Annotated in this window: 20 protein-coding genes; 6 read left to right on the top strand and 14 right to left on the bottom strand. The window is 72.0% G+C overall.

Going from position 1 to position 21,791, the window contains the following annotated elements; translation table 11 throughout:
* Positions 1 to 293 precede the first annotated feature (293 nt).
* The 3 genes from ftsL to mraZ all read right to left on the bottom strand — a co-directional run bounded on the left by ftsL (position 294) and on the right by mraZ (position 3,386).
* Entirely contained in the window at positions 294 to 1,757 is a 1,464-nt protein-coding gene (gene ftsL / locus LV75_RS26845) for a cell division protein FtsL (RefSeq protein ID WP_253889825.1), read from the bottom strand.
* On the bottom strand, positions 1,754 to 2,710 hold the full coding sequence (rsmH, locus tag LV75_RS26840; protein WP_253889824.1) for a 16S rRNA (cytosine(1402)-N(4))-methyltransferase RsmH: 957 nt from the start codon (positions 2,708 to 2,710) through the stop codon (positions 1,754 to 1,756). Before rsmH ends, ftsL begins: the two co-directional genes overlap by 4 nt.
* A gap of 244 nt (positions 2,711 to 2,954) precedes the next feature.
* Entirely contained in the window at positions 2,955 to 3,386 is a 432-nt protein-coding gene (gene mraZ, locus LV75_RS26835) for a division/cell wall cluster transcriptional repressor MraZ (protein ID WP_204455291.1), read from the bottom strand.
* Between the two features lie 941 nt (positions 3,387 to 4,327).
* Here mraZ and LV75_RS26830 point away from each other — a divergent pair.
* From LV75_RS26830 to LV75_RS26820, 3 genes are read left to right on the top strand one after another with little or no spacing between them, the layout of a single operon-like run.
* Positions 4,328 to 5,302, top strand: a complete 975-nt coding sequence (locus LV75_RS26830; protein ID WP_253889997.1) for an AAA family ATPase — start codon at positions 4,328 to 4,330, stop codon at positions 5,300 to 5,302.
* A gap of 10 nt (positions 5,303 to 5,312) precedes the next feature.
* Positions 5,313 to 6,578 (top strand): DUF58 domain-containing protein, encoded by a 1,266-nt coding sequence (locus LV75_RS26825; protein ID WP_253889823.1) that lies wholly within the window; start codon positions 5,313 to 5,315, stop codon positions 6,576 to 6,578.
* Entirely contained in the window at positions 6,575 to 8,968 is a 2,394-nt protein-coding gene (locus tag LV75_RS26820) for a transglutaminase TgpA family protein (protein WP_253889822.1), read from the top strand. The genes LV75_RS26825 and LV75_RS26820 overlap by 4 nt, the downstream gene beginning before the upstream one ends.
* 1,270 nt (positions 8,969 to 10,238) lie before the next feature.
* Here the strand turns inward: LV75_RS26820 and LV75_RS26815 are convergent.
* Together LV75_RS26815 and LV75_RS26810 are read right to left on the bottom strand one after the other, a co-directional pair.
* Positions 10,239 to 10,688 carry a MarR family winged helix-turn-helix transcriptional regulator gene (locus LV75_RS26815; protein ID WP_253889821.1) on the bottom strand — a complete coding sequence of 150 codons (450 nt, stop codon included), beginning with the start codon at positions 10,686 to 10,688 and terminating at the stop codon, positions 10,239 to 10,241.
* A 53-nt stretch (positions 10,689 to 10,741) separates the two neighbouring features.
* A complete protein-coding gene (locus LV75_RS26810; protein ID WP_253889820.1) occupies positions 10,742 to 11,749 on the bottom strand; it encodes a PHP domain-containing protein in 1,008 nt (335 codons plus the stop codon).
* A gap of 98 nt (positions 11,750 to 11,847) precedes the next feature.
* Between LV75_RS26810 and LV75_RS26805 the strand changes: the two genes are divergently transcribed.
* Together LV75_RS26805 and LV75_RS26800 are read left to right on the top strand one after the other, a co-directional pair.
* Positions 11,848 to 13,845 (top strand): acyl-CoA dehydrogenase family protein, encoded by a 1,998-nt coding sequence (locus LV75_RS26805; protein ID WP_253889819.1) that lies wholly within the window; start codon positions 11,848 to 11,850, stop codon positions 13,843 to 13,845.
* 133 nt (positions 13,846 to 13,978) lie between these two features.
* Positions 13,979 to 14,389 carry an SCO2097 family morphological protein gene (locus LV75_RS26800; RefSeq protein WP_253889818.1) on the top strand — a complete coding sequence of 137 codons (411 nt, stop codon included), beginning with the start codon at positions 13,979 to 13,981 and terminating at the stop codon, positions 14,387 to 14,389.
* A 7-nt stretch (positions 14,390 to 14,396) separates the two neighbouring features.
* Here the strand turns inward: LV75_RS26800 and LV75_RS26795 are convergent, their stop codons facing one another.
* From LV75_RS26795 to LV75_RS26765, 7 genes are all read right to left on the bottom strand, one after another.
* Positions 14,397 to 15,272 carry a hypothetical protein gene (locus tag LV75_RS26795; protein ID WP_253889817.1) on the bottom strand — a complete coding sequence of 292 codons (876 nt, stop codon included), beginning with the start codon at positions 15,270 to 15,272 and terminating at the stop codon, positions 14,397 to 14,399.
* A 40-nt stretch (positions 15,273 to 15,312) separates the two neighbouring features.
* Positions 15,313 to 15,921 carry an NB-ARC domain-containing protein gene (locus tag LV75_RS35650; RefSeq protein ID WP_253889816.1) on the bottom strand — a complete coding sequence of 203 codons (609 nt, stop codon included), beginning with the start codon at positions 15,919 to 15,921 and terminating at the stop codon, positions 15,313 to 15,315.
* Positions 15,922 to 16,003: 82 nt separating this feature from the next.
* On the bottom strand, positions 16,004 to 16,342 hold the full coding sequence (locus tag LV75_RS26785; protein ID WP_253889815.1) for an STAS domain-containing protein: 339 nt from the start codon (positions 16,340 to 16,342) through the stop codon (positions 16,004 to 16,006).
* Entirely contained in the window at positions 16,339 to 17,376 is a 1,038-nt protein-coding gene (locus LV75_RS26780; protein WP_253889814.1) for a cobalamin B12-binding domain-containing protein, read from the bottom strand. Before LV75_RS26780 ends, LV75_RS26785 begins: the two co-directional genes overlap by 4 nt.
* 7 nt (positions 17,377 to 17,383) lie before the next feature.
* A complete protein-coding gene (locus LV75_RS26775; protein WP_253889995.1) occupies positions 17,384 to 18,742 on the bottom strand; it encodes a PP2C family protein-serine/threonine phosphatase in 1,359 nt (452 codons plus the stop codon).
* Positions 18,743 to 18,790: 48 nt separating this feature from the next.
* Positions 18,791 to 19,285, bottom strand: coding sequence for an ATP-binding protein (locus tag LV75_RS26770; protein ID WP_253889813.1), 495 nt, complete (start codon positions 19,283 to 19,285; stop codon positions 18,791 to 18,793).
* 198 nt (positions 19,286 to 19,483) lie between these two features.
* Positions 19,484 to 19,810, bottom strand: a complete 327-nt coding sequence (locus tag LV75_RS26765; RefSeq protein ID WP_253889812.1) for an STAS domain-containing protein — start codon at positions 19,808 to 19,810, stop codon at positions 19,484 to 19,486.
* Between the two features lie 214 nt (positions 19,811 to 20,024).
* Here LV75_RS26765 and LV75_RS26760 point away from each other — a divergent pair, with 214 nt between their 5' ends.
* Positions 20,025 to 20,321 carry a WhiB family transcriptional regulator gene (locus LV75_RS26760; RefSeq protein ID WP_253889811.1) on the top strand — a complete coding sequence of 99 codons (297 nt, stop codon included), beginning with the start codon at positions 20,025 to 20,027 and terminating at the stop codon, positions 20,319 to 20,321.
* A gap of 160 nt (positions 20,322 to 20,481) precedes the next feature.
* On the opposite strand, the gene LV75_RS26755 is transcribed toward LV75_RS26760, so the two are convergent.
* Positions 20,482 to 21,264, bottom strand: a complete 783-nt coding sequence (locus LV75_RS26755) for a SigB/SigF/SigG family RNA polymerase sigma factor (RefSeq protein ID WP_253889810.1) — start codon at positions 21,262 to 21,264, stop codon at positions 20,482 to 20,484.
* Positions 21,261 to 21,698 (bottom strand): ATP-binding protein, encoded by a 438-nt coding sequence (locus LV75_RS26750; protein ID WP_253889809.1) that lies wholly within the window; start codon positions 21,696 to 21,698, stop codon positions 21,261 to 21,263. Before LV75_RS26750 ends, LV75_RS26755 begins: the two co-directional genes overlap by 4 nt.
* Positions 21,699 to 21,791 lie beyond the last annotated feature (93 nt).

The following is a 21,791-nucleotide window of genomic DNA, read 5'->3' as shown; positions in this document are numbered from 1 at the left end:
AGCAGCGATTTCGGTGGCGGCACCGTTGCAGGGGCTAGCGGTCTGGTCGCTGCCGGTCGAGTTGGGATTGGCTGGCATGGTGCCGTTGGATCGGGTGGGGCGCGCGGTGTCCGGCTCGATGGGCGCGAACACGCGGCCGGTTAGGGCGGCTGGGGTGGGGCTCGGAACAGCGGCGCTGCGGGGGGTGGCAGCGCTGTGTGGGTCGGGCGGGTACGCGGAGTCAGGTCGCCCGGCTCGGCGGTGCCTGGTCCGGGGGGGTTCCGGACTCGCGGTCGCCGAGCGGCGGGCGGGCATCAGCCGCCGCCCGCCGGTGGCTGGTTGGTGGTGCCTGGCGTGCCCTCGGTGGGCTGGGTGCCGGTGTCGATTCGGGGCTGGTTGGGGCCGACTGGCTGCGCGGTCTGCCCGGGGGCGGGGACCGCCTGGCCTGCTGCGGGGGGCTGTTGGCCCGTGTTCGGTTGACCGGCGTTGGTCTGGCCCGTGGCGGGGTCGGCAGCGGGGGGTACCGCCGCGTCGGCTGCGGGGGGTGCGGTGGCGGCCGGGGCGGGGGCCTCGGCCGCCTTGGGGGTGCCGACCAGTTCGACGGTGCCGTCGGGCTTGAGGCGGAGCCAGGCGGCGTCGCCCGCGAGGACCATGCCCAGGGCTCGGGCCCGCTCGGCGAGAGCAGGGGCGGCCTCTTGGTGGGTGACGTCCTGCTGGAGTTGGGCGGCTTCCTCCGCGAGGCGGGTGGTTTCCCGCTTGGCGGACTCGAGGCGGAACGAGTCGGCGATGGCCTGGGTGGTCAGCCACAGGGTGGCCGCCACGCCGACCGCGAGGAGAACGATGATCAGGACCACGAACGAGGCGCGGCCGGAGCTGGCTTCCTCCGTCGCCGCGGCAGCGGAGGAGGTGTGCGGGCGGACGCCGTCGCGGTGGGCTCGGCGCGCGTAGGCGCGTTCGGCGGCGGCCGTGCGCGGGCGCTGCGCGGTGCGGTCGGCGCGGCGGGGCTTGGTGGGGGCCTCGAGGAGGTCCACCTGGCCTGCGGGCTCCGCGGTGGCGGCCCCGGCGCGGCTGGACGCCGTGGACCTGCTTGGGCGCGCGGCTTTGCCGGACGACGCCTTGCCGGACGACGACGCCCGGGCGGTGGGCCCGCCGGAGCGGGCTGAGGCGGTTGCCGTGCCGGAAGCGGTCGGCCTGCCGGTGGCGGTGGCTCGACCGGTGGCCGTGGCCCTGCCGGTGGTGGTCGCCTTGCCGGACGCCTCGGGCTTGCCGGAGGCGGTGGGCTGGCTGGACCTGGCGGGCCTGCCGGTCACCGTGGGGCTGCCGGACGCGGTGGGCTTGCCGGTCGCCGTGCCCCTGTCGGACGTGGTGGACCTCGCGGACCGGGTGGACCGGCGCCGGGGTTTGGCGGCCGGGTCGTCGCCGGTGCGGCGGGGGCGGGCAGCCCGGTCGCGGTCCGTGGTGTCGGTGTCGGTGCTGTGCGTGGCGGAGCGGCGGGGACGGCGCGCGGAGTCCGGCTCGGCGGTACCGGCGTCGTGGTCGGCCGGGTCGGCGGTGCGGCGGGTGGCGCGACGGGACCGGTCCGTGGTGTCGGGGTCGGCCACCCGGGAGCTGCCCGCGGTCGGGCGGTCGGTATCGGTGCTGGGGGTTCCAGTGCGGCGGGGACGGCGGGTGGGGCGCTGCTCGGTGGGCGCGGCGGTACCGCCGACGAGGTCGTCCGGGTCGGCGGTGCGGCGGGACTGGGCGGGCAGGCGGCCGGTACTGCTCGGTGGGGCGGTCATGGGGCCTCCCGGACGCGTTCGGCTGCGCGGAGTCGGACCGACTGCGCGCGGGGGTTGGCGGCGACCTCGGTCTCGTCGGCCACCTCGGCGCCTCGGGTGAGCAGGCGCAGCTGGGGTGCGTGTTCGGGCAGCTCCACGGGCAGGCCGTGCGGCGCGGTCGACCTCGCCAGGTCGGTGATCGCGCGCTTGACGATCCGGTCCTCGAGCGACTGGTAGGCCTCGACGACGATCCGGCCGCCGACCGACAGCGCGGCGAGCGCGGCGGGCACGGCGCGGCGCAGGACGTCGAGTTCGGCGTTGACCTCGATGCGCAGCGCCTGGAAGGTGCGCTTGGCGGGGTGGCCGCCGGTGCGCCTGCTCGCGGCCGGGACCGCGGCGTAGAGCAGTTCCACCAGCCGGGCGCTGGTGGTGAACGGCTCGCGGTCGCGTTCGGCGACCACGGCGCGGGCGATGCGGGCGGCGAAGCGCTCCTCGCCGTACTCGCGCAGGACCCTGGCGAGGTCACCGGCCGAGTACTCGTTGAGCACGTCGGCGGCGGTCGGGCCGGTGGTCTGGTCCATGCGCATGTCCAGCGGCGCGTCCTTGGCGTAGGCGAAGCCGCGCTCGGCGACGTCGAGCTGCATCGAGGACACGCCGAGGTCGAACAGCACGCCATCCACACGCGACAGTCCCAGGCCGACCAGCGCGTCGGGGAGTCCGTCGTAGACGGTGTGCACGAGGTGCACCCGGTCGCCGTGGCGGGCGAGCCGCTCGCCCGCGAGGGCGAGGGCGTTGGGGTCGCGGTCGAGGCCGACCAAGGTGAGCTGGGGGTGGGCCGAGAGCAGTGCGTCGGAGTGGCCGCCGAGCCCGAGGGTGGCGTCGACCAGGACGGCGGGGCGGTCGGCGAGCGCGGGGTGCAGCAACTCCAGCACCCGGCGCAGCAGAACGGGGTCGTGACGGGGGCGCTCGGTCACCAGCTCACCTCGGCCTCACACACACGGACCTCACACACGCGACCAGACCTCTGCACGCGACCAGACCGACCGGACGCGCGCCGCGCCGCCATGGCAACCACCCCTCTCCGCACCACATCTCCCGGAACGCGACCGGGTGCCGCCAGGTCCCCGCCCGCTCGTCGGACCTGGCACCGGGGAAGGTGTGTCAGGGCCGAAGGCGAGCGGACCGAGGCCTCACGGCACCCGCGTTCCACGTCCCACGTCAGAACACGCCGGGCAGGACCTCCTCCCGGGCTTGGGAGTAGCTGTCCTCGTGTTCGTCCAGGTAGGTCTGCCACGCCTGGGCGTCCCAGATCTCCAACCTGGTGATCGCGCCGATGACCACGCAGTCCTTGGTGAGTCCCGCGTACTTGCGCAGTTCGGGCGCGACCGCGATCCGCCCCTGCCCGTCGGGTCGCTGCTCGTCGGTTCCGGCGAACAGGTACCGCTGGTAGGCGCGGACCGCCTCGTTCGTCAGGGGGGCCGCGGCGACCTTGCGTGCCATCTCCTCGAACTCCGCGCGTGGGAACACGTAGAGGCAGTGATCCTGACCCTTCGTGACCATCAACCCACCCGCGAGCGCTTCCCGGAACTTGGCGGGCAGTGTGAGCCGCCCTTTGTCGTCGAGCCTGGGGGTGTGCGTGCCGAGGAACATCCGACACCCACCTCCCCACCGAACCGAACGGATCGGCCATGAGGCCCCCGTCTGCCCCACTTGGCGCCACAGTACCCCACTTTTCACCACAGTCAACGCGAATCACGCGGGATTCGGACCGGGGCGATCCGCGTTTCCGCAGCTAGGGCCGGTGGGTTCACCGTGGGGGGTGGTGGGGACCCACCCGCGCCGGACGAGCCACAATGGACGTTGATAACGGACAAATGGGTCAGCTATAGCGGCCCGAACCGCATGTCAACGCCATATGTGGGGTGATGTGGGGAACTCGGGGGCCCGCAGGTGGGGCGCCGTGGGGGCGCCGCGCGGACTCACCCATTCGGGTAACGCTCGCGCCGTCGCCGATCGATCACCGAGTGTCATCCCGGCGGGTGGGCGCGGCGGCCACCCGGACGATCGGGGCCGCCCGGTCCGCCCACGCGCACCGACCCGTGACAAGATCCACATGGCGGGCGGCGGCGCCCGGCGGGGGCCACCGGCCGCGGGGGCGGCCTATCCTTGGCGCGGACCGGGCGCGGCCTCGGCGCCGGTCAGGTTGGCCGGGTCGAACCGTTGGGTACTTCGCCCTCGTTTGACACACTCCATGGCAGGCTGTCGCGGCCACGCTGGCGTGGCGGGCGAGCACGTGGGGGGCGGGCCGCCGCGCGCCGTCCCGACCGCGCCCGGACCGGGCGGCGGCGGGAGCGGACTGCCGCCGAGGAACACCAGGAGGTCGCGTGACGTCGAGCACCCCGCATGCCGCACTGCCGGGCAACCCCTACGGAGCACCGGGCGGCGAACCGTTCGCGGGGCAGAACGGGGCGTACCCGGCCCAGCCGGGCGCCCCGGGTGGCCACGGACCGCAGGTCGGGCAGGGGTCGCAGGTCGGTCCCGGCCCGCAGCACGACCAGGGCCACCAGCGCCACCCCGGCCGGTTCGACGACCTGCACGCCACCGCGCAGCGCATCGCGCAGAACGTGGAGCGGGTGCTGGTCGGCAAGCCCGAGGTGGTGCGCATCGCGCTGGTCACCCTGCTCGCCGAGGGGCACCTGCTGGTCGAGGACGTGCCGGGGGTCGGCAAGACCTCGCTGGCCAAGGCGCTCGCGCGCTCCATCGACTGCTCGGTCAGCCGCATCCAGTTCACCCCGGACCTGCTGCCCAGCGATGTGACCGGCGTCTCCATCTTCAACCGGCAGACCAACGAGTTCGAGTTCCGGCCCGGCCCGGTGTTCGCCAACATCGTGGTCGGCGACGAGATCAACCGGGCCTCGCCCAAGACCCAGTCGGCGCTGCTGGAGTGCATGGAGGAGCACCAGGTCACCGTCGACGGCAACACCTACACGCTCGACTCGCCGTACATGGTGATCGCGACGCAGAACCCGATCGAGATGGAGGGCACCTACGCCCTGCCCGAGGCCCAGCGCGACCGGTTCACCGCGCGGGTATCGATCGGCTACCCGGACCCGCAGGCCGAGCTGGCCATGGTCGACGAGCACGCGGGCCACGACGTGTGGGCCACGCTGCGCCCGGTGTCGGACGCCGACCAGGTGCGCGGGCTGATCGAGGCGGTGCGCACGGTCCAGATCGCCCAGGAGGTCCGCCGGTACGCGGTGGAGCTGGTGTCGGCGACCCGGCGGCTCTCGGAGATCCGCATCGGCGCATCGCCGCGCTCGACGCTGCACCTGGTGCGGGCCGCGCGCGCCCAGGCCGCGCTGTCCGGGCGGGACTTCGTGGTCCCCGACGACCTGCACGTGGTGGCCATCCCGGTGCTGGCGCACCGGCTGGTGCTGACCCCCGAGGCGCAGGCGTCGCGCCGCTCCCCCGCCGACCTCATCCGCGGCCTGCTCCAGCGGGTCCCGGTGCCGCAGGCCACCCCGGACGTGGGTGGCGCGCAGTGGACCGGGAACCGCGGGCGCTAGGGGGCATCGGATGCGCGGAGCCCTGTCGGGTCTGACCACCCGTGGACGGTGCCTGATCGCGGCCGGGCTCGCCGCCGCGCTGTGCTCGATCGTGCTCAACGAGCGCGACCTGATGCGCGTGTCCGTGTTCGTCGTGGCGTTACCGCTGCTCGTGTGCGTGTTGACCGCGGTTTCGCGGGTAGGGCTAAGCGCCCAGCGACACATATCTCCTGTGCGGGTGCCGGTGGGGGGTCGCACCGAGGTAGTGCTGTCTGTCCGGAGCACGGGCAGGCTTCCTACGGTCGGCCTTCTTGTCTCTGACGGCGTGCCTTACGCGCTCGGCGGGAAGCCGCGGTTCCTCATAGAGCACCTCCCCCGCAACACCGGGACGCAGCTGCGTTACACGCTGCAGCCGATGTTGCGCGGGATCCAGCAGATCGGGCCGTTGAAGGCGACGGTCACCGACCCGTTCGGCCTGGCCGAGTTCGAGCGCGACTTGGCTGGGTCGTCGCGGCTGGTCGTGGTGCCCAGGGTGGTGCGGTTGTCCGGGGTACCCGGCGGGTCCGGCCTCGGCTCGGGTGACGACGGCTCGGTGCGGCTCAACGCGGGCCAGGGCGAGGACGACGCGGTGGTGCGGCCCTACCGGCAGGGCGATGACCTGCGGAAGGTGCACTGGCGCTCGACCGCCAAGCGCGACGAGATGATGGTCCGGGTCGAGGAGAGCCCCTGGCGCGGCGGCACGACGGTGCTGCTGGACCGCCGGGTCGGCGGGCACCGCGGCACCGGCGCCGGGTCGAGCCTGGAGTGGGCGGTGTCCTTCGCGGCGAGCGTCTGCGTGCACCTGCACCGGCACGGCCACCAGATCCGGCTGGTCACCGAGACCGGCGGCGTCCTGGTCAGCGACGCGGGCGACGGCGCGCACAGCGACGACGCGGTGCTCGACGCGCTGGCCGCGCTGCAGCCGGTGCACCAGCGCGACATCTCCTGCCCGGCCGACCCCGGTCACGGCCAGGAGCTGATCGCGATCCTGGGCGCGGCGACGCCGGAGTCGGTCAGCCAGCTCATCCGCTACCGCACCCGGGGCACGCGCAGCCTCGCGGTGCTGCTCGACACCCCGGCGTGGGGCGCGGGCGACGGCCCGGAGGTGGACCCGACCGCGGCGGCGACGCTGCTCAGCGGGGCGGGCTGGGGCGTCACGATCGCCCGGCCGGACGCGCCGATGACCCAGGTCTGGGCCGGGGTCTGCCGAACGGGCAACCGGCGCGGGGACACGATGATCGCGGGAGCCGGGACATGAGCGAGCAACCAGTGCCGACGGCGCAGGCGCAGTGGTCGACCACGGTCACCCCGGTGGTCGCCGCGCTGACGACGTTGTGCGCCTCGACCGCGCTCTCCGGGGTGATCTCGGGGGCGCGCTGGCTGGGGCACGCCGGGATCGCGGTGATCGTGGTGGCCGCGGTGGGCCTCGGCCTGCGCGCGATGCGGGCGCCGACGCTGGTGGTGGGCATCGCGCAGCTGTTCTCGCTGCTGCTGTTGCTGGTCGCGTTGTTCACCGACAGCGGGGTGCTGGGGATCTTCCCCGGCCCGGAGGCGTTGAGCGATCTCGGCGCGGTGCTGGGCGACTCGGTGGAGGCGGTGCGCACGGGTGTGCCGCCGGTGGCCGAGACGAGACCGGTGCTGTGCCTGGTAGTAATCGCGATCGGGCTGGTCGCGGTGCTGGTCGACACCTTGGCGGTCGCTGCGGGCGCCCCGGCGGCGTGCGGTCTGGTGCTGCTGTGCGTCTACGCGGTGCCCGCCTCGCTCGCCGACGAGCTGCTGCCCTGGTGGTCGTTCGTGCTGGGCGCGAGTTCGTTCGCGGTGCTGCTGGCCGTGGACGGGACGCACCGGCACCGGTTGTGGCGCAACCGGCCCGCGCTGCCCAGCACCGGGACCGGTGTCGGGTCGCCGGTCGTGATGGTGTCCTCGGCGCTGGCGCTCGGCCTGCTCGCGGGTGCGCTGATCACCGGCATCGGCACGGTCGGCAGCCTCCCGGGCGGCGGCAACGGCGGTGGCAGCGGCGGTGGTCTGGCGTTGAAGCCGTTCACGAAGCTGCGCGGCATGCTCGACCAGGGCAACAACGTGGAGTTGCTGCGGGTGCGCGGCCTGGGCAACCAGAGCCGCTACCTGCGCGCGATCACCCTCCCCCGCTTCGACCGCAACGGCGGCTGGGTCGCCGCCGACGCCCTGCCCAGCGATGTCCCGGCCGGTCTCGGCATGCCGCCCGCGCCGGGTGACCGGGGTGGCGGCCAGGAGACCCGGATCGAGATCGAGCCGGTCAACTACGAGGACCTGTGGGCGCCGATCTACGGCAACCCCCGCAACCTGCGCGACCTGCCCGACGGCATGTTCTACGACCAGGCGGGCGGCATGGTGTTCTCGCACAGCATGCGCAAGCTCGACCGCTACATCGAGGACGCCGACCTGAGCGAGCCGACCGCCGACCAGTTGCGGCAGGCGGAGGGCGACTACGACGAGATCGACCCGGGCTACCTGGTGGCCGACGGCATCGATCCGGAGGTCGTGACCCTGGCGAAGCTGATCACCAACGGCCAGGCGTCGGCGTTCGACAAGGCGCTGGCCCTCAAGAAGCACTTCGAGACGTCCAACGGCTTCCAGTACAAAACCCAGACGGCACTGACCAGCGACGAGGACGCGCTCAAGGAGTTCCTGTTCAACTCCAAGACCGGCTTCTGCGAGCAATACGCCTCCGCGATGGCCATCCTCGCTCGAGCAGCGGGCCTCCCCTCCCGCGTCGCCATCGGCTACACGGCGGGCTTCCTGTCCGGTGACTACCGCTCCATCACCACCCAGGACGCCCACGCGTGGGTCGAGATCTTCTTCCCCGGCCAGGGCTGGGTCACCTTCGACCCCACCCCCCTGGCCGACGGCCGCACCTACGAACCCCCCTACGTCAGCGCCGACCCCAGCACCGGCCCGTCAACCACCGTGAGCACCGAGAAGCTGCCAAGCAACTCAGCCTCCACAACGGCCGCCCCCCGAAGCGACCGCCCAGACCCAGACCAGCAAGCTGGCAACCTAGGCCAACGAGCCCAAGGCGACCAGGGTTGGCCCTGGCAGGCATGGGCAGGGATCGGCCTAGGTCTTATCGCCGTGCTGCTCGTAAGTCTCACCACCACCCGCCGCATCTCATCCACGCGCACGTTCGCTCTTACAGCCGGATTCTTGGCTGGAGTGTTCTTGCTGTCGCTGCTCTCTTGGTGGCTCAGCGGGTTGTTCGTGGTTCTTGCGCTATCCGCAATCCCTGCTGCCGTACGCGACTTGTATCGCCGTCAGCGAAGGACTGCCATGGCTGGTCCGGACGATGCCGCTACTGCGGCGTGGACAGAGCTTATGGCGGAGTCTTGGGACCGCGGGGCAGAGACGTCCGACACGGACACGGTCCGGACTGCGGCTCGGCGGTTGGCCAAGGAGCACAGTCTGGATGAGGGGAGCAAGCAGGCCCTGCGGACGGTGGTGAACTCGGTGGAGCGGTCTTGGTATGGAGGACGCTCGGAGCGGGATCCGGAACTGGCACGGGCGTTCGATGAGGTGGTATCAGGGATGCGGAAATCGTCGCCGCTGGATTGGCGGGGACGATTGCTACCGCGATCGGTTGTGGCGCCTCGGAAGAAGGGACGGGGGGAGTAGTTCTCCCTGCTTGTCCACAACGTCTTCTGTTGTCCACAACGGTTTCAGTTGTCCACAACGCGTTCGGTTGTCCACAACGCGTTCGGTTGTCCACAACGGGTTCGGTTGCCCACAGGGCGTTGTTCGCTGGTTCCGGTTTGTCGGGCGTTCTCGGTAGGCTGTATATCGGGGGCTCTTGGTTTAGTTGATCATGCGGGGCTGGTTGTGGGTGATTTGGTTGTCCACAACGGTTCTGGCTGTCCACAGGCTCCGTTCGCCGCTCCCGTTGTGTCGGCGCTGAACGGTAAGCTGTGTATTTGGGGGCTTTCGATCAGATTGATCTTGGCGTAGGCCGTGGTTGGGAGTGCGGGGGAAGGGGTTCGGTGGCTTTCGGGGTCGGCTCGCCTTCGGCATCGCGACCCGGGATCGGACGCCTCGTTGCCTGGCGGCAACATCGGGCCCGATCCGCGACTTTCGAGCTTTGCTCGATGCGGTGGACCTGTTTTGCGCGGGGCCCCTACGACACCCGACGCAGAACCGCAAAGCAGGGGCCCAAAAGCAGGCCCTGCCGCGCGGAAACGCTACGGGTGCCGCTCCCCCACACAAAACAGGTCCACCCCATCGAGCACCTGGCACCAGCGACTCCGACTGTCCAGGCGCTGGGAAAGTGGGCTGACGAGGGCGGGCTGGGATGGCACCGACGGGTCCGACTGTCCAGTGGTTGGCACTGTGGGTTGGGGCGGACCTGACGGCAGTTGGGTTGGCACCGCCGGGTCCGAGTGTCCAATGGCTGATCAGGTGGGTTGGGGCGGATCTGACAGGGTTGGGCTGACACGTTGGCTTTTGAGTGTTCAGGGGCTGGGCTGGTGGGCGGTTGTCCACAACGTGTTCTGTTGTCCACAGGCATTGGTCGCTGGCCCGGTTCTGTCAGGGTCCTCGTTAGGCTGTATATCGGGGGCTCTTGTGGCAGATGATCTTGCGGGGCAAGCAGAACCCAGCGGCTTTCGAGTGTCCAGGGGTCGGCTAGGTGGGTTGGGGCGGACCTGGCGGAGGGTGGGATGGCACCAGAGACTCCTGATGTCTAGCGGAGTCGAGGGGTGGATTGGTGCCAACGACTTCGGGGCGCGCGGAGGTGCTTAAGCGGGGCGGGGTCGGGCAGGGGGAATGCGTTGATGATTTCTGAGGGTCGACTCCGCATCAAAGGAGAGGGGCCCTAGAGGCACGCGACCGGTAGCTAGGAGGTCGGGTGGGGCTGGATGCGAAAGGCCTCGGCGAAAGAGGAAACCGGGGGCTAGGTGGTGACTGGGGAGCGGTGTTGAGAGGCGGCGGTGAATTCGCGGAGGCCGTGGAGGAGGGCGGCTCGGGATTGCGGTGGCATGGCGGCTAGGACTTGGGCCAGGTCGGCTCGGCGGGCGGCTCGGAGGCGGTCTAGGAGTTCTCGGCCGGGGAGGGTTAGGACTATCTCGACCTCGCGGCGGTCGGTGGTGGCCGGGCGGCGGTCGAGGAGGCCTGCTGATTGGAGGCGGTCGCAGAGGCGGCTGGTGGAGGACGGGATGGTGCCGAGTTCCTCGGTGAGCCGGGTCAGGTTGACCGGTTCCAGGGACTCCACGAAGTGCAGCGCGCGCAGCTGCATCGGCGGCACCTTCGGGTACACGTCCGTGTTCGCCCTGGTGAGGACCAGGCCCAGGGCTCGGGCGGCCACCTCGGTCTCGGCTACCTCGTCCACCTGCCGCAGCGCCATGGGTCAACTTTCGCACACGGGGCGGCGTGGGTGGCCCCATCCCCGGTTGCCGGTTATCGCGCGGCGATGGCGGTGAGCAGCTCGTCGGCGGTGCGGGTGTTGATCACGCGGTCCGGGCCGATGCCGCACTCCTCGGCGCGTTGGCAGCCGAAGGGGAGCCAGTCGAGTTGGCCGGGGGCGTGCGCGTCGGTGTTCACCGCGAAGTCGCAGCCGAGGTCGGCGGCTTCGCGCAGGAGGCGGCGGGGTGGGTCGAGGCGCTCGGGGCGGGAGTTGATCTCGACGGCGACGCCGTGGGCGGCGCAGGCGGAGAACACCGCTCTGGGGTCGAACTCCGACTCCGGGCGGCCCTTGCCGACGACCAGTCGACCGGTGCAGTGGCCGAGGATGTCCACGTGCGGGTTGGCCACGGCGGTGAGCATCCGCTCGGTCATCTCGGCCTTGGGCATGCGCAGCTTCGAGTGCACGCTGGCGACGACCACGTCCAGTTCGGCGAGCAGGTCCTCCTCCTGGTCCAGCGACCCGTCCAGCAGGATGTCGACCTCGATGCCGGTGAGGATCAGGAACGGCGCCAGCTCCACGTTCAGCTCGGCGACCAGTTCCAGCTGGCGGCGCAGGCGGTCGGCGCTGAGGCCGTGGGCGACGCGCAGGCGGGGTGAGTGGTCGGTGAGCACGATCCACTCGTGGCCGAGCGCGATCGCCGCCTCCGCCATCTCGCGGATGGGGCTGCCGCCGTCGGACCAGTCGGAGTGGGTGTGGCAGTCGCCGCGCAGGGCCGCGCGCAGGGCGCCGCCGCCCGCGACCGGGGCGGTTTGGGTCCCGGCGAGCTTGACCAGGTAGCTGGGTTCGCCGCCCAGGACCGACTCGGCGACGACCAGGGCGATGGTGTTGCCGATGCCGGGGATCTCGGTGAGCGTCCCGGCGGTGGCCCTGGCCCGCAGTTCGGCGGCGTCGATCTCGGCGACGCGCGCGGCGGCCCGGCGGAACGCGCGCACCTTCTGGGTCGCCTCGCCCGCGCGCTCCAGGTACAGCGCGATCTGCTTCAACGCCGCGACGGGGTCCATGGGCCATAGGTATCGCACCCGGCGCGGTCCCGCACAACCGGCGCGCCACCTGTCACCGCACTAGCGTCGAGGCACCCCACCGCTGGAGGAGGACCCGCATGCCCATCCCGGCCAGCCAACCCGTCGCACCGGCGGTGTTGACCGACCTGCTCGACGGCCGCTGGGCCCACGTCCGGCGCGAGGCCCGGGTCCGGATGGCGGCGCTGCCCTCCCCCGCCACTTACGACCTGACCACCGAGCAGCACCGCGAGCAGGTCTTCGCCGAGCTGCACGAGCTGGCCAAGTCCGGCTACCCCCGGGTCGGTTTCCCGGTCAGCCACGGCGGCGAGGGCGACCTGGGCGGGTCGCTGACCTCGTTCGAGATGCTCGGCTTCGGCGACCTGTCGCTGATGGTCAAGGCCGGGGTGCAGTGGGGGCTGTTCGGCGGGGCGGTCGAGGCGCTGGGCACCGAGCGCCACCACGACCGGTACCTGCGCGACATCATCGAGCTGCGGCTGCCCGGCTGCTTCGCGATGACCGAGACCGGCCACGGCTCCGACGTCCAGCACCTGCGGACCACCGCGACCTACGACCCGGCGACCGGCGAGTTCGTCGTCCACACCCCGCACGAGGCGGCGCGCAAGGAGTACATCGGCAACGCGGCCCGCGACGGGCGGATCGCGGTCGTGTTCGCCCAGTTGATCGCCGGGGGTTCCGAGCACGGGGTGCATGCGCTCCTGGTGCCGCTGCGCGACGAGGCAGGGCTAACGCTGCCCGGCATCACTATCGAGGATTGCGGGCGTAAGGCGGGACTGAACGGGGTCGACAACGGTCGCATCTGGTTCGACCAAGTGCGCGTACCTCGGGATGCCTTGCTCAACCGGTACGGCGACGTCGCCGAGGACGGGACGTATTCCAGTCCGATCGAGGGTGACTCGCGACGGTTCTTCACGATGCTCGGCACTCTTATCCGCGGGCGGATCAGTGTGGCGGGGGCGGCAGGTAGCGCTACCAAGAGTGCCCTGACGATCGCGATCCGATACGCCCTAGAGCGCCGCCAGTTCACCAGGCCCGACAGCGATGACGAAGTGGTGCTGCTCGACTACCTGGCGCACCAGCGGAAGCTCCTACCCGCGCTGGCGACCACCTACGCACTGCACTTCGCCCAAGAGGAACTGGTCACCACGCTCCACGAGCTGACCACCGACGACCACCGCCAACGCGAGCTGGAGTCACGCGCCGCGGGTCTCAAAGCGGCCACGACTTGGCACGCCACGCACACCATCCAGACCTGCCGCGAGGCCTGCGGCGGCGCCGGGTACCTCGCCGAGAACCGGTTGCCCCAGCTCAAGGCCGACACGGACGTGTTCACCACGTTCGAGGGCGACAACACCGTGCTGTCCCAGCTGGTCGCGAAGGGCCTGCTCACCGGCTACCAGCAGCACCTGCACGAGCTGGGCAGCGTCGGGATGGCCCGGTTCATCGCCGACCAGTTCGTCGGCACGGTGATCGAGCGCACGGCGGCCCGGTCGCTGATCGAACGGCTGGTGGGTGCGGTCACCGCTCGGGACGAGGACGCCGACCTGCTCGACCGGGGCTGGCACCTGCGGCTGTTCGAAGACCGGGAGAAGCACGTCCTCGACACGCTGGCGCGCCGGTTGCGGCGCGCGGGCGAGCCGGGCGCGGACGCGTTCGAGGTGTTCAACGCCGCGCAGGACCACGTGCTGCGGGCAGCGCGGGTGCACATCGAGCGGGTCGTGCTGGAGGCGTTCGTCGCCGCGGTCGACCGGTGCGCCGACCCGGACGCGGCCGCCCTGCTGGGCCGGGTCTGCGACCTGCACGTGCTCAGCACCGTCGAGGCCGACCTGGACTGGTTCCTCGGCCACGGTCGGGTGAGCACCGCGAAGGCCAAGGCCGTCACCGGGGCGGTGAACGACCTGTGCCGACACCTCCGCCCGCACGCGGCGGTGTTGGTCGGGGCGTTCGCCATCCCGGACCCGCTGGTCGCCGCGCCGATCGCCTCGGGTGCCGAGCGAGATCGCCAGGACGCGCAGCGCGGCCACGACCAGGATCGACTACCCCGGAAGGAGGACTCCGGGAGAGCGACCGCGTCGTGATCCGGGATCGGGTAGTCGCGGGGGGAAACGCCCCGTATCCTGGAGGCGACACCTCCACCGAGGGGTGCCCGCCGGGTCCGGCGGCAACCGTGATCGCCCGGCGCCCGCGACCGCTGTGCCGGAGGAGGAACATATGCCACTCTCCGAGCACGAGCAGCGACTGCTCGACCAGATCGAGCGCGCGCTCTACGCCGAGGATCCCAAGTTCGCCTCCACCGTCCGAGGAGCCCGCCTGCGCAAGCCGTCGCGACGGCGCAGGCTGCAAGGCATCGCCCTGTTCGTGCTGGGTGTCGCCCTCCTCGTGCTCGGTGTGATGCTGCCGTTCAAACCGGCTGGTATCCCCGTGGTGAGCCTGCTCGGCTTCCTGGTGATGTTCGTCGGTGCTCTGCTGACGCTGACGGCCCTGCGCCAGGGCGGCTCCGAACCGGAGTCAGGTCAAGAGTCCCCCGGCGGGGGAGGCGGCGCGACCGCCCACCACCGCCGGAGCTCGTTCTCCCAACGCATGGAGGAGCGCTTCAAGAAGCGCTTCGACGAGGAGCGTTAACCACCCCTCAGCAGGTCCCCCACACAGGCCGCGCGCCGACCCCAGCACCTTGGAGTCGGCGCTGAGCCATTTCTAGGGCCCCTCCCCCGGCGTGTAGGCCAGCCAGTACACGCCGCGCCCACCCACCGCCACGAGCCCGCTCGCTTGTCACCCAGGTGATCGCGCTGAGCTCACCGTCGACCGGGAACTCCGCGAGGACCCGCCAATCCCGGCTGTCGTGCACCCGCACCGCGCGGTCGTTGGCGACTGTGGCCAGCATGGAGCTGTCCGGCGACCAGGCGATGTCCTCCCACCGCTCCGCCCCTTCAACGGTCCCGAACCCGGCGTCGACTTGCCAGGTGGCGGTGTCGAGCATGCGTGCCCGCCGTCGCGTGAGCAGCAGCAACAGCCGTGTCCCGTCGGGTGACGGGAGCATCCGCAAGGCCGCCTCGGGCTCACACGACGCGAGTGGTTCCCAGGTCCGCGGGTGCACGACGTCGAGGCGCTGGCCGTGGCGGACCGCCAGCCAGGTTCCATCGGGGGCCAGTGCCAATGATCCCGTCGGCCCGCGGCGGGCACCCCCGCGGCGTGGTCGGGTTGGTGGAGCAGGTGGCCCCGGTAGCTGCCGCACGCCCTCGGAGATCTTCGCGTAGGTGGGCGACGACCAGTGGTCGATGTCCCACACGCCCGCAGCGGTGTTCGTTCGCCTCTCCACCGCCACGACCAGGCCCGCGGCCGAGGCAACAGCCGCCACGTTCCAGCCGTCCGGGAGGAACACCGACCGCGACGCCCGCCAATCGTTGCGGTGGCAGACGAAGAACTCCTCGATCTCACCTACCACCAGGGTGTCCGACCCGACCGCGGCCAGACCTCGGGCATAGCGCCCGAACCGCAACGTCGTCACGGGTGCCGCTGTCTCGGGGTCGTGGACCACAACCGAGCTGTCAGTGCCGGGCCGCGTTGAGGAACGGCCGCAGCTGATCGGCAGTCCACACGTCGTCGACCACGAGCAGCGGCAACGGGTTCCGCTCGCCCGGCAGACCCGCCAGGTGCAGTCCGGCCTGTTCGGGGCTGGTGAACCCGGGCCTGCGCCCGGTCACCTGCTCGATCACGTCGTTGACGGCGTCGGCGAGCGCGGCGCCGTGCATCTCCTGGCCGACGGTGACCCAGTACTGGTCCGGGAACGCCGTCTTGATCTGCGGCAAGGGCAACACCGCCGCGGCGAGGGTCGTCTTACCGAAACCGCCCGCGCCAGCCAGCGTTGTCGTGATGCCGACCCGCTTCTTACCGCCAGAGAGCAGGGCTCGCACGATCTGGTCGGTCAACTCCGGTCGCGGCACGAAGCCGTCGACGCCTATAGGCACCGCAGCGGCGACTCGGCCAGGCTGCTGCGAGGAAGAACGCCAGATCTCCAAACCGGCCCACAGCGCGCCAAGAGCAGCGAGCAGGGCGAACAGCACCCAACTCCAGTTGGTGGTGAGCAGGTTGACCGCGATCGCCACCCCGATGTTGACCACCGTGACCGCACCGGCCGCCCAGGTCTGGCGCTGCACCCGCGACACCCCCGAAGATCGGATTCCCGGGGAACGTAGCCGGCGGTCGACAGCCGGTGGCCGCGCCGCCCCGCATGGCGTTTTACCGCTGGGGCAACCCGTTCTCGGCGGCACCCAGGACCGGGATGACCTGACCGAGACCGGTGATCGCGAGGATCCGCGCCAGGAACCCGGGCACCCGGTCCAGCAGCACCCGCTTGTCGCGGCCCAGCGTCCGCTTGTGCGCGGCGATGAACACGCTCAGGCCGCTGGAGTCGATGAAGGTGAGGCCGCCCAGGTCGACCACGACCTCTTCGTTCGCCGCCACCAGGTCCAGCAGGGCCTGCTTGAACCCGATCGAGGTGTGGGTGTCCAACTCCCCGGTGACGCTGACGACGACGCGATCGGGGGTCTCGGTGGTGGTGTGGGAGAACTCGGTCATCGGGATCCAGTCGTGGCTGTCCAGTGGTGTTCTACGAGGGCCCTGGCGAGGGGGTAGTCGCGCAGGTCCCGGGCGAGCAGGCGGCCCAGTTCGCCGACCAGGGTCGGCTCGACGGCCCGGGCGGCGAGCAGGTCGGCCACCCAGGCGGCCGTGTGCGACAGGGCGCGCGGGTCGTCGGTGAGCAGGGCGGCCCAGACCGCGTGCAGCGCCTGGTTGACCACGTCGGCGGCGACGGAGTGGACGCTGTCGAGCGGGAGGCGTTCGGTGGTGACGATCTGGGCGGCCAGCGACCAGCGTTCGCGCAGGCTGGTGACGAGCCGGTGGTGGGCCAGTTCCATCGCGGCCTGCTCGGCGGCGGCGGAGCCGTTCACCGGGTCGGCGGCGGGGACGACGGTCGGCAACGACCGGACGGCCGCGACGGCTTCGCGGGCGCCTGAGGCCCACGCCGTGGCGCCCAGGGCTTTGGCGCGGTGGTCGTCGGGGCCGAAGGCGGAGCCGCCGACCACGACCGGGATCCCCGCGGCGGTGCTGGCCTCGATGAACCGGCGGGTCGTGGGCAGCGCGCCGAGGACCGAGCAGCTCACGGCGGTGGCGTCGGGCCCGAGGTCGTGCAGGTACTGGCTCAGCCGCACCGGCGGGGTCGAGGCGCCGAGGAGCGTGATGTCCCAGCCGTTGGCGCGCAGCGCGGTGCCGACGATCATGGCCGGGAGGGCGTGCCACTCCCGTTCCGCGCAGGCGACCACGACGCGGCCGCGGGTCGCGGGGGTCCGGCGGACGTGGCGGGCGACGGCCTCGGTGGCCGACACCGACACCGCGGTGGCGGCGTGTTCCTCGGCGACGGTCCACTCGCCGCGCTGCCAGCGGTCGCCGACGGTGCGCTGGGCGGAGGCGATGACGTCGACCAGCACCGTGACCGGGTCCACGCCGTCGTCGAGCAGGCCCTCCACCAGGTCGACGGCTCTGTCGGCGTCGACCGAGGCGAGGGCGCCGTCGTAGCGGGCAAGGGCGTCGAGAACGGGGTCGAGCACTGTCACCGCCGCGCTACCTCCCGCAGGCCACGGCGAACAGGGCCATGTCGTCGTGGGCGCGGCCGCCGAGGTGTTCGACCACGTCCTGCTCCAACGCCTCGCAGACCGCCTCCGGCCCGGCACCGGCGTAGGCGGGCAGCAGGCCGATCACCCGGTCCAGCCCGTAGAAGCCCTCGGGGCCGCGGGCCTCGTAGATGCCGTCGGTGAACATCAGCATCGTGTCGCCTGGCCCGAGCGCGATGGTGGTCTCCTGGTAGCCGACCTCGGGCAGCACACCGGCGACGGTCCCGGCCACGTCGACCTGTTCCACGGTGCCGTCGGCGCGCAGCACCAGCGGCGCCGGGTGGCCCGCCGCGGCGAGGTCGACCTCGGCCGTGCGGCTGTCGGGGGCGGGGCGGACCCGCGCGCACACGGCGGTGACGAACTTGTCCGACTCCTCTTCGTAGAGCACGGCGTTGAGCGCGGCCAGCACCCCGCGCGGGCTGCGGTCGAAGTGCGCGGCGGTGCGGATGCTCTGCCTAGCGCGACCGGTGAGCACAGCGGCCTCGACGCCCTTGCCGCAGACATCGCCGATGGCCAGCAGCCAGTCGCGTTCGGAGCCGTGCACGTCGTAGAAGTCGCCGCCGATGTCGAGGTGCTCGGCCGCAGCGCGGAAGCGGGCGGCCAACCGCAGCCCGGGCACCCGCGGCAGCGCGGGCGGGCGCAGGCTGGCCTGCAGCACCGACGCGACCCGGTTGCGGTCCTCGTAGAGCCGGGCGGAGTCCAGCGCCATCGCGGCCCGACCGGCGATCTGCTCGGCCAGCGCGACGTCGTCCTCGGGGAAGCCGCGCCCGGCGCCGCGGACCAGCACGAGCATGCCGACGGTGGTGCCCCGCGCGGTCAGCGCCAGCCCCAGCACGTCGGCGGGCCGCAGCGCGGTGGCCTCGGCGCGCAGCGCGTCGTGCGGGATCATGCTGTCGAGGCCGTCCGCGGTGGGCGTCTGCCCCTCCGGCGCCAGCGCCACGTGCAGCAACTCGCTCTGCCCCGAGCGCAGCACCCGGCCGACGCCGAGGTCCTCGGTGCGGTCGCGGTCGACCGTCGTGGCGAAGGTGTGGTCGTGGCCGCCGTGCAGGGCGACCCGGCCGGTGCGGTGGTCGACCATGGCGAGCATCGCCCAGTCGGCCAGCTCCGGGGTGATCAGCGCGAACAACCGCAGGATCGTCCGGCGCAGGTTCAGCGACCCGGCCAGCTGGCTGGTGATCTCCCCGGCGAGGGACGCGCGCTGCCTGGCCTGGTCGAGCAACTGGTGCTCGGTCGGTGCGTGCGCGGTGTGCGCGCCCAGCGGCGGTGGGGCCGCCGGGGCGGTCCCCGCGATCGACTTCGGTCCGGCCATGGTCACGCCACGCTTCCCGTTCGGCGAGTGCTGACGCGATCCACCGTACTAGTTGTCCCCCGACAAGGACGCCGCCGACTCGCGCGCGTACCCGCTCGCTCCGCCACGCACGTCCTCGCCCGCATCCGAGCTCAGGTTGGCCCCCACCTGCGCGAACTCAGCCCACACCCACTTGCCGTCGCCGTCTGGCTCGTGCCCCCAGGCGAGGCTCATCGCCGCGACGATGGTCAGTCCCCTGCTGCGCTCCGAGAGCAGGCTCGGTGCCTTGCGCACCGGCGTCGCCTCGGCGTCGTCGCCGACCCGCAGCAGTACCCGGCCCCCCGCCAGGGACAGCTCGACCCGGATGTCGCCACCGCTGTGCTCGATGGCGTTGGTGACCAACTCGGAGGTCGCCAACACGACATCGCACACCAGCTCCTCGGCCACCGACCACGACCTCAGGGCGGTGCCGACGAAGTCGCGGGCCTCCCCCGCCGAGGTGGTGGCCGGTGGCAACCGGGTACTCAGCCTGAGCACCCGTTCAGTAGCCGCCGCCTCGCTCACGTCACCTGCCACCACCCCTCGAGCGCGGGTTGCGCGCCATCGATACCGCACCGCGGCCGGACCACGGGTGCCCCTGCGCACCGGCCCACCCCCACCGCTTCCCACAGCGTGCCCCTTGGGGGTGGGGGCCACGGCCACGACCTCAGTGTTCACGCCGGGTGAGGTACCCCGGGGGCGGTCGGGTGAATCAGCCGCCGATCAGGTCGTGCCCTGACCGGGGGACCCGGCGAGGCCGAACACCTCGGCGAGACCGGTGATCTCGATGATCCGGCGCACCCGTTCGTGCGGGGCGTCGAGCACCAGGGCGCGGTCGCTGTCCTCGGCCTTGCGCAGCGCGGCGACGAGCACCCGCAGCCCGGCCGAGTCCATGAACTCCACCGCCGAGAGGTCCACCCGCACGCCGCTGCTGCCCGCCACGCCGAGCGCGGCGTCGAGCGCCTGCTCCAACTGGGGCGCGGTGGCCAGGTCAACCTCACCGGTGACCGAGACGACGACCGGGTCGGTGCCCTCGCTGTTGATCTCCACTATCGGTCCTTCCTCACCGCGGCGTGTCGCCGCGCTCGCGCACGGCCGTCCACGCCGTGGTCACAGTAATGGCCTGCCCGGTGGACGCGCCGTCCGCCGGGTGCTCGCTTGGGCCGGATGGCCGGTGTTGCCCTGGGCCGTTTCGGCCGTCGGAGCCGGGGGTAGTTCCCGGTCGAACCCGCTGTGCGGAGCGGGCACCGAGGAGGTAAGCGCCATGGCCGAGATCACCCGTCTTCCGAAGCCCGTCTCCGACGAGTGGGCCTGGCAGCTCAACGGCTCGTGCCGGGGGTCGGACAGCATGATGTTCTTCCACCCCGACGCCGAGCGCGGCCCGGCCAGGCACGCGCGCGAGGAGCGGGCCAAGGCCGTGTGCCGGGCCTGCCCGGTGCTGCAGCAGTGCCGCGAGCACGCGCTCGCCGTGCAGGAGCCCTACGGCATCTGGGGTGCGATGGGCGAGGGCGAGCGGCGGACGCTGATCGCGCAGCGCAGGCGCGCACTGCGCGTTTCCTGAAGCGTGTCCTGAACGACGGCTTCCTGAAGAACTCAGCTTTCCTGGTGGTCGCGCGTGCCCGCGGAGGCGCGCGCGAAGTGCGAAGCCGGTAGTACCCGATGAGCGGAAGCCTCCCGGTCGGGAGACTTCCGGGCGGGTGGCGGCGAGCGGGTGGCGCACCTCAGCCCGCCAGGGTGTCCTCGCCGAGAGCGGCGCGCAGCCGCTCGAGCGTCTTGGCCAGCAGCCGCGACACCTGCATCTGCGACACCCCGACCCGGCGCGCGATGTCGGCCTGCGACATGCCGCGGAAGAACCGGAGCACGATGATCTTCTGCTCCCGCTCGGGCAGTTCGGCCAGCAGCGGGCCCAGTGCCCTGCGGTTGTCGACCTCGGCGAGCCGGTCGTCCTCGTAGCCGAAGCGGTCCCCGGCTGGCTCGGCCAGCCGCGCGTCCAGCGACGTGCCTTGCTTGGCCGCGCTGGCGACGAGCGCCTCGTACACCTGTTCCTTGGTCAGCCCTAAGTGCTCGGCCAACTCGCTCGGTTTGGGCGCCCTGCCCAGCTTCTGGCTCAGCTCGTTGCGGCCCGCGGCCACCGTGACGTGCAACTCCTTGAGCTGGCGGGGAACCCGCACGGCCCAGCCGGTGTCGCGGAAGTGCCTGCGCAGCTCACCCATGATGGTGGGGATGGCGAAGGCGTAGAAGTTGCCCCGGTCGGCCTCGAACCGGTCGACCGCCTTGATCAGGCCGATGGTGGCGACCTGGATCAGGTCCTCCAACTGGTCACCGCGCCGGTCGAACTTGCGGGCCAGGTTGCGCGCCAGGTCCATGTGGTCGGCGACGAGGTCGCCGCGCAACGCGGCCCGTCTGGGGTCGGCGGGGTCGAGCGCGGCCAGTTCGCGGAACCGGTCGGCGTGACCGTCCGCGCCCTTGTCGGCCGGGCGTTGCGGATCGGGGGTCGTGTTCACCGGGGATCGACCTCGGCGGGGCCCGGGACGGCGAGCAGTTCGACGCTGATGCGATAGCCGCCGTCGATGGCGTCCACCGACTCGGTGACGGTGGCGGCGAGCGCGGTCAGGATCTGCCAGCCCATGGGGTCGCTCGAGGGCGCGACGCCGTGTTCGGCGTCGACCCGCACGCGCACCCGGATGCCCAGCTCCTCGGGCTCGAACCAGCACAGCAGCGCGCTGTCGGGGGCGGCGGCGCGCACCAGCAGCGAGCACGCCTCGTCCACGGCCATCCGCAGGTCCTCGATGGAGTCGAGGTCGAAGTCCATCCGCATGGCGATGTCGGCGGCGAAGGACCGCAGCAGCGGGACCTGCTCGGCATCGGCCCACACCCGGACCTCGACGTCGCGAACCCCGTGGGTGCGGGTGACCGGACTGGTTTCGAGCTCAGACACGCTTCCTCCTGCCGTCCTGACACTGCGGTGGACCGTACCGCGACACGGGAAAATGTGGAGCGGGGTGGGATTCGCACTGGTCGTGCCTTCGGC

The organism is Actinokineospora diospyrosa, from assembly GCF_024171925.1.
Taxonomy (GTDB): Bacteria; Actinomycetota; Actinomycetes; order Mycobacteriales; family Pseudonocardiaceae; genus Actinokineospora; species Actinokineospora diospyrosa.
The sequence above is the reverse complement of the archived record's forward strand: the minus strand, read 5'-3'. Positions and strand labels throughout refer to the sequence as shown.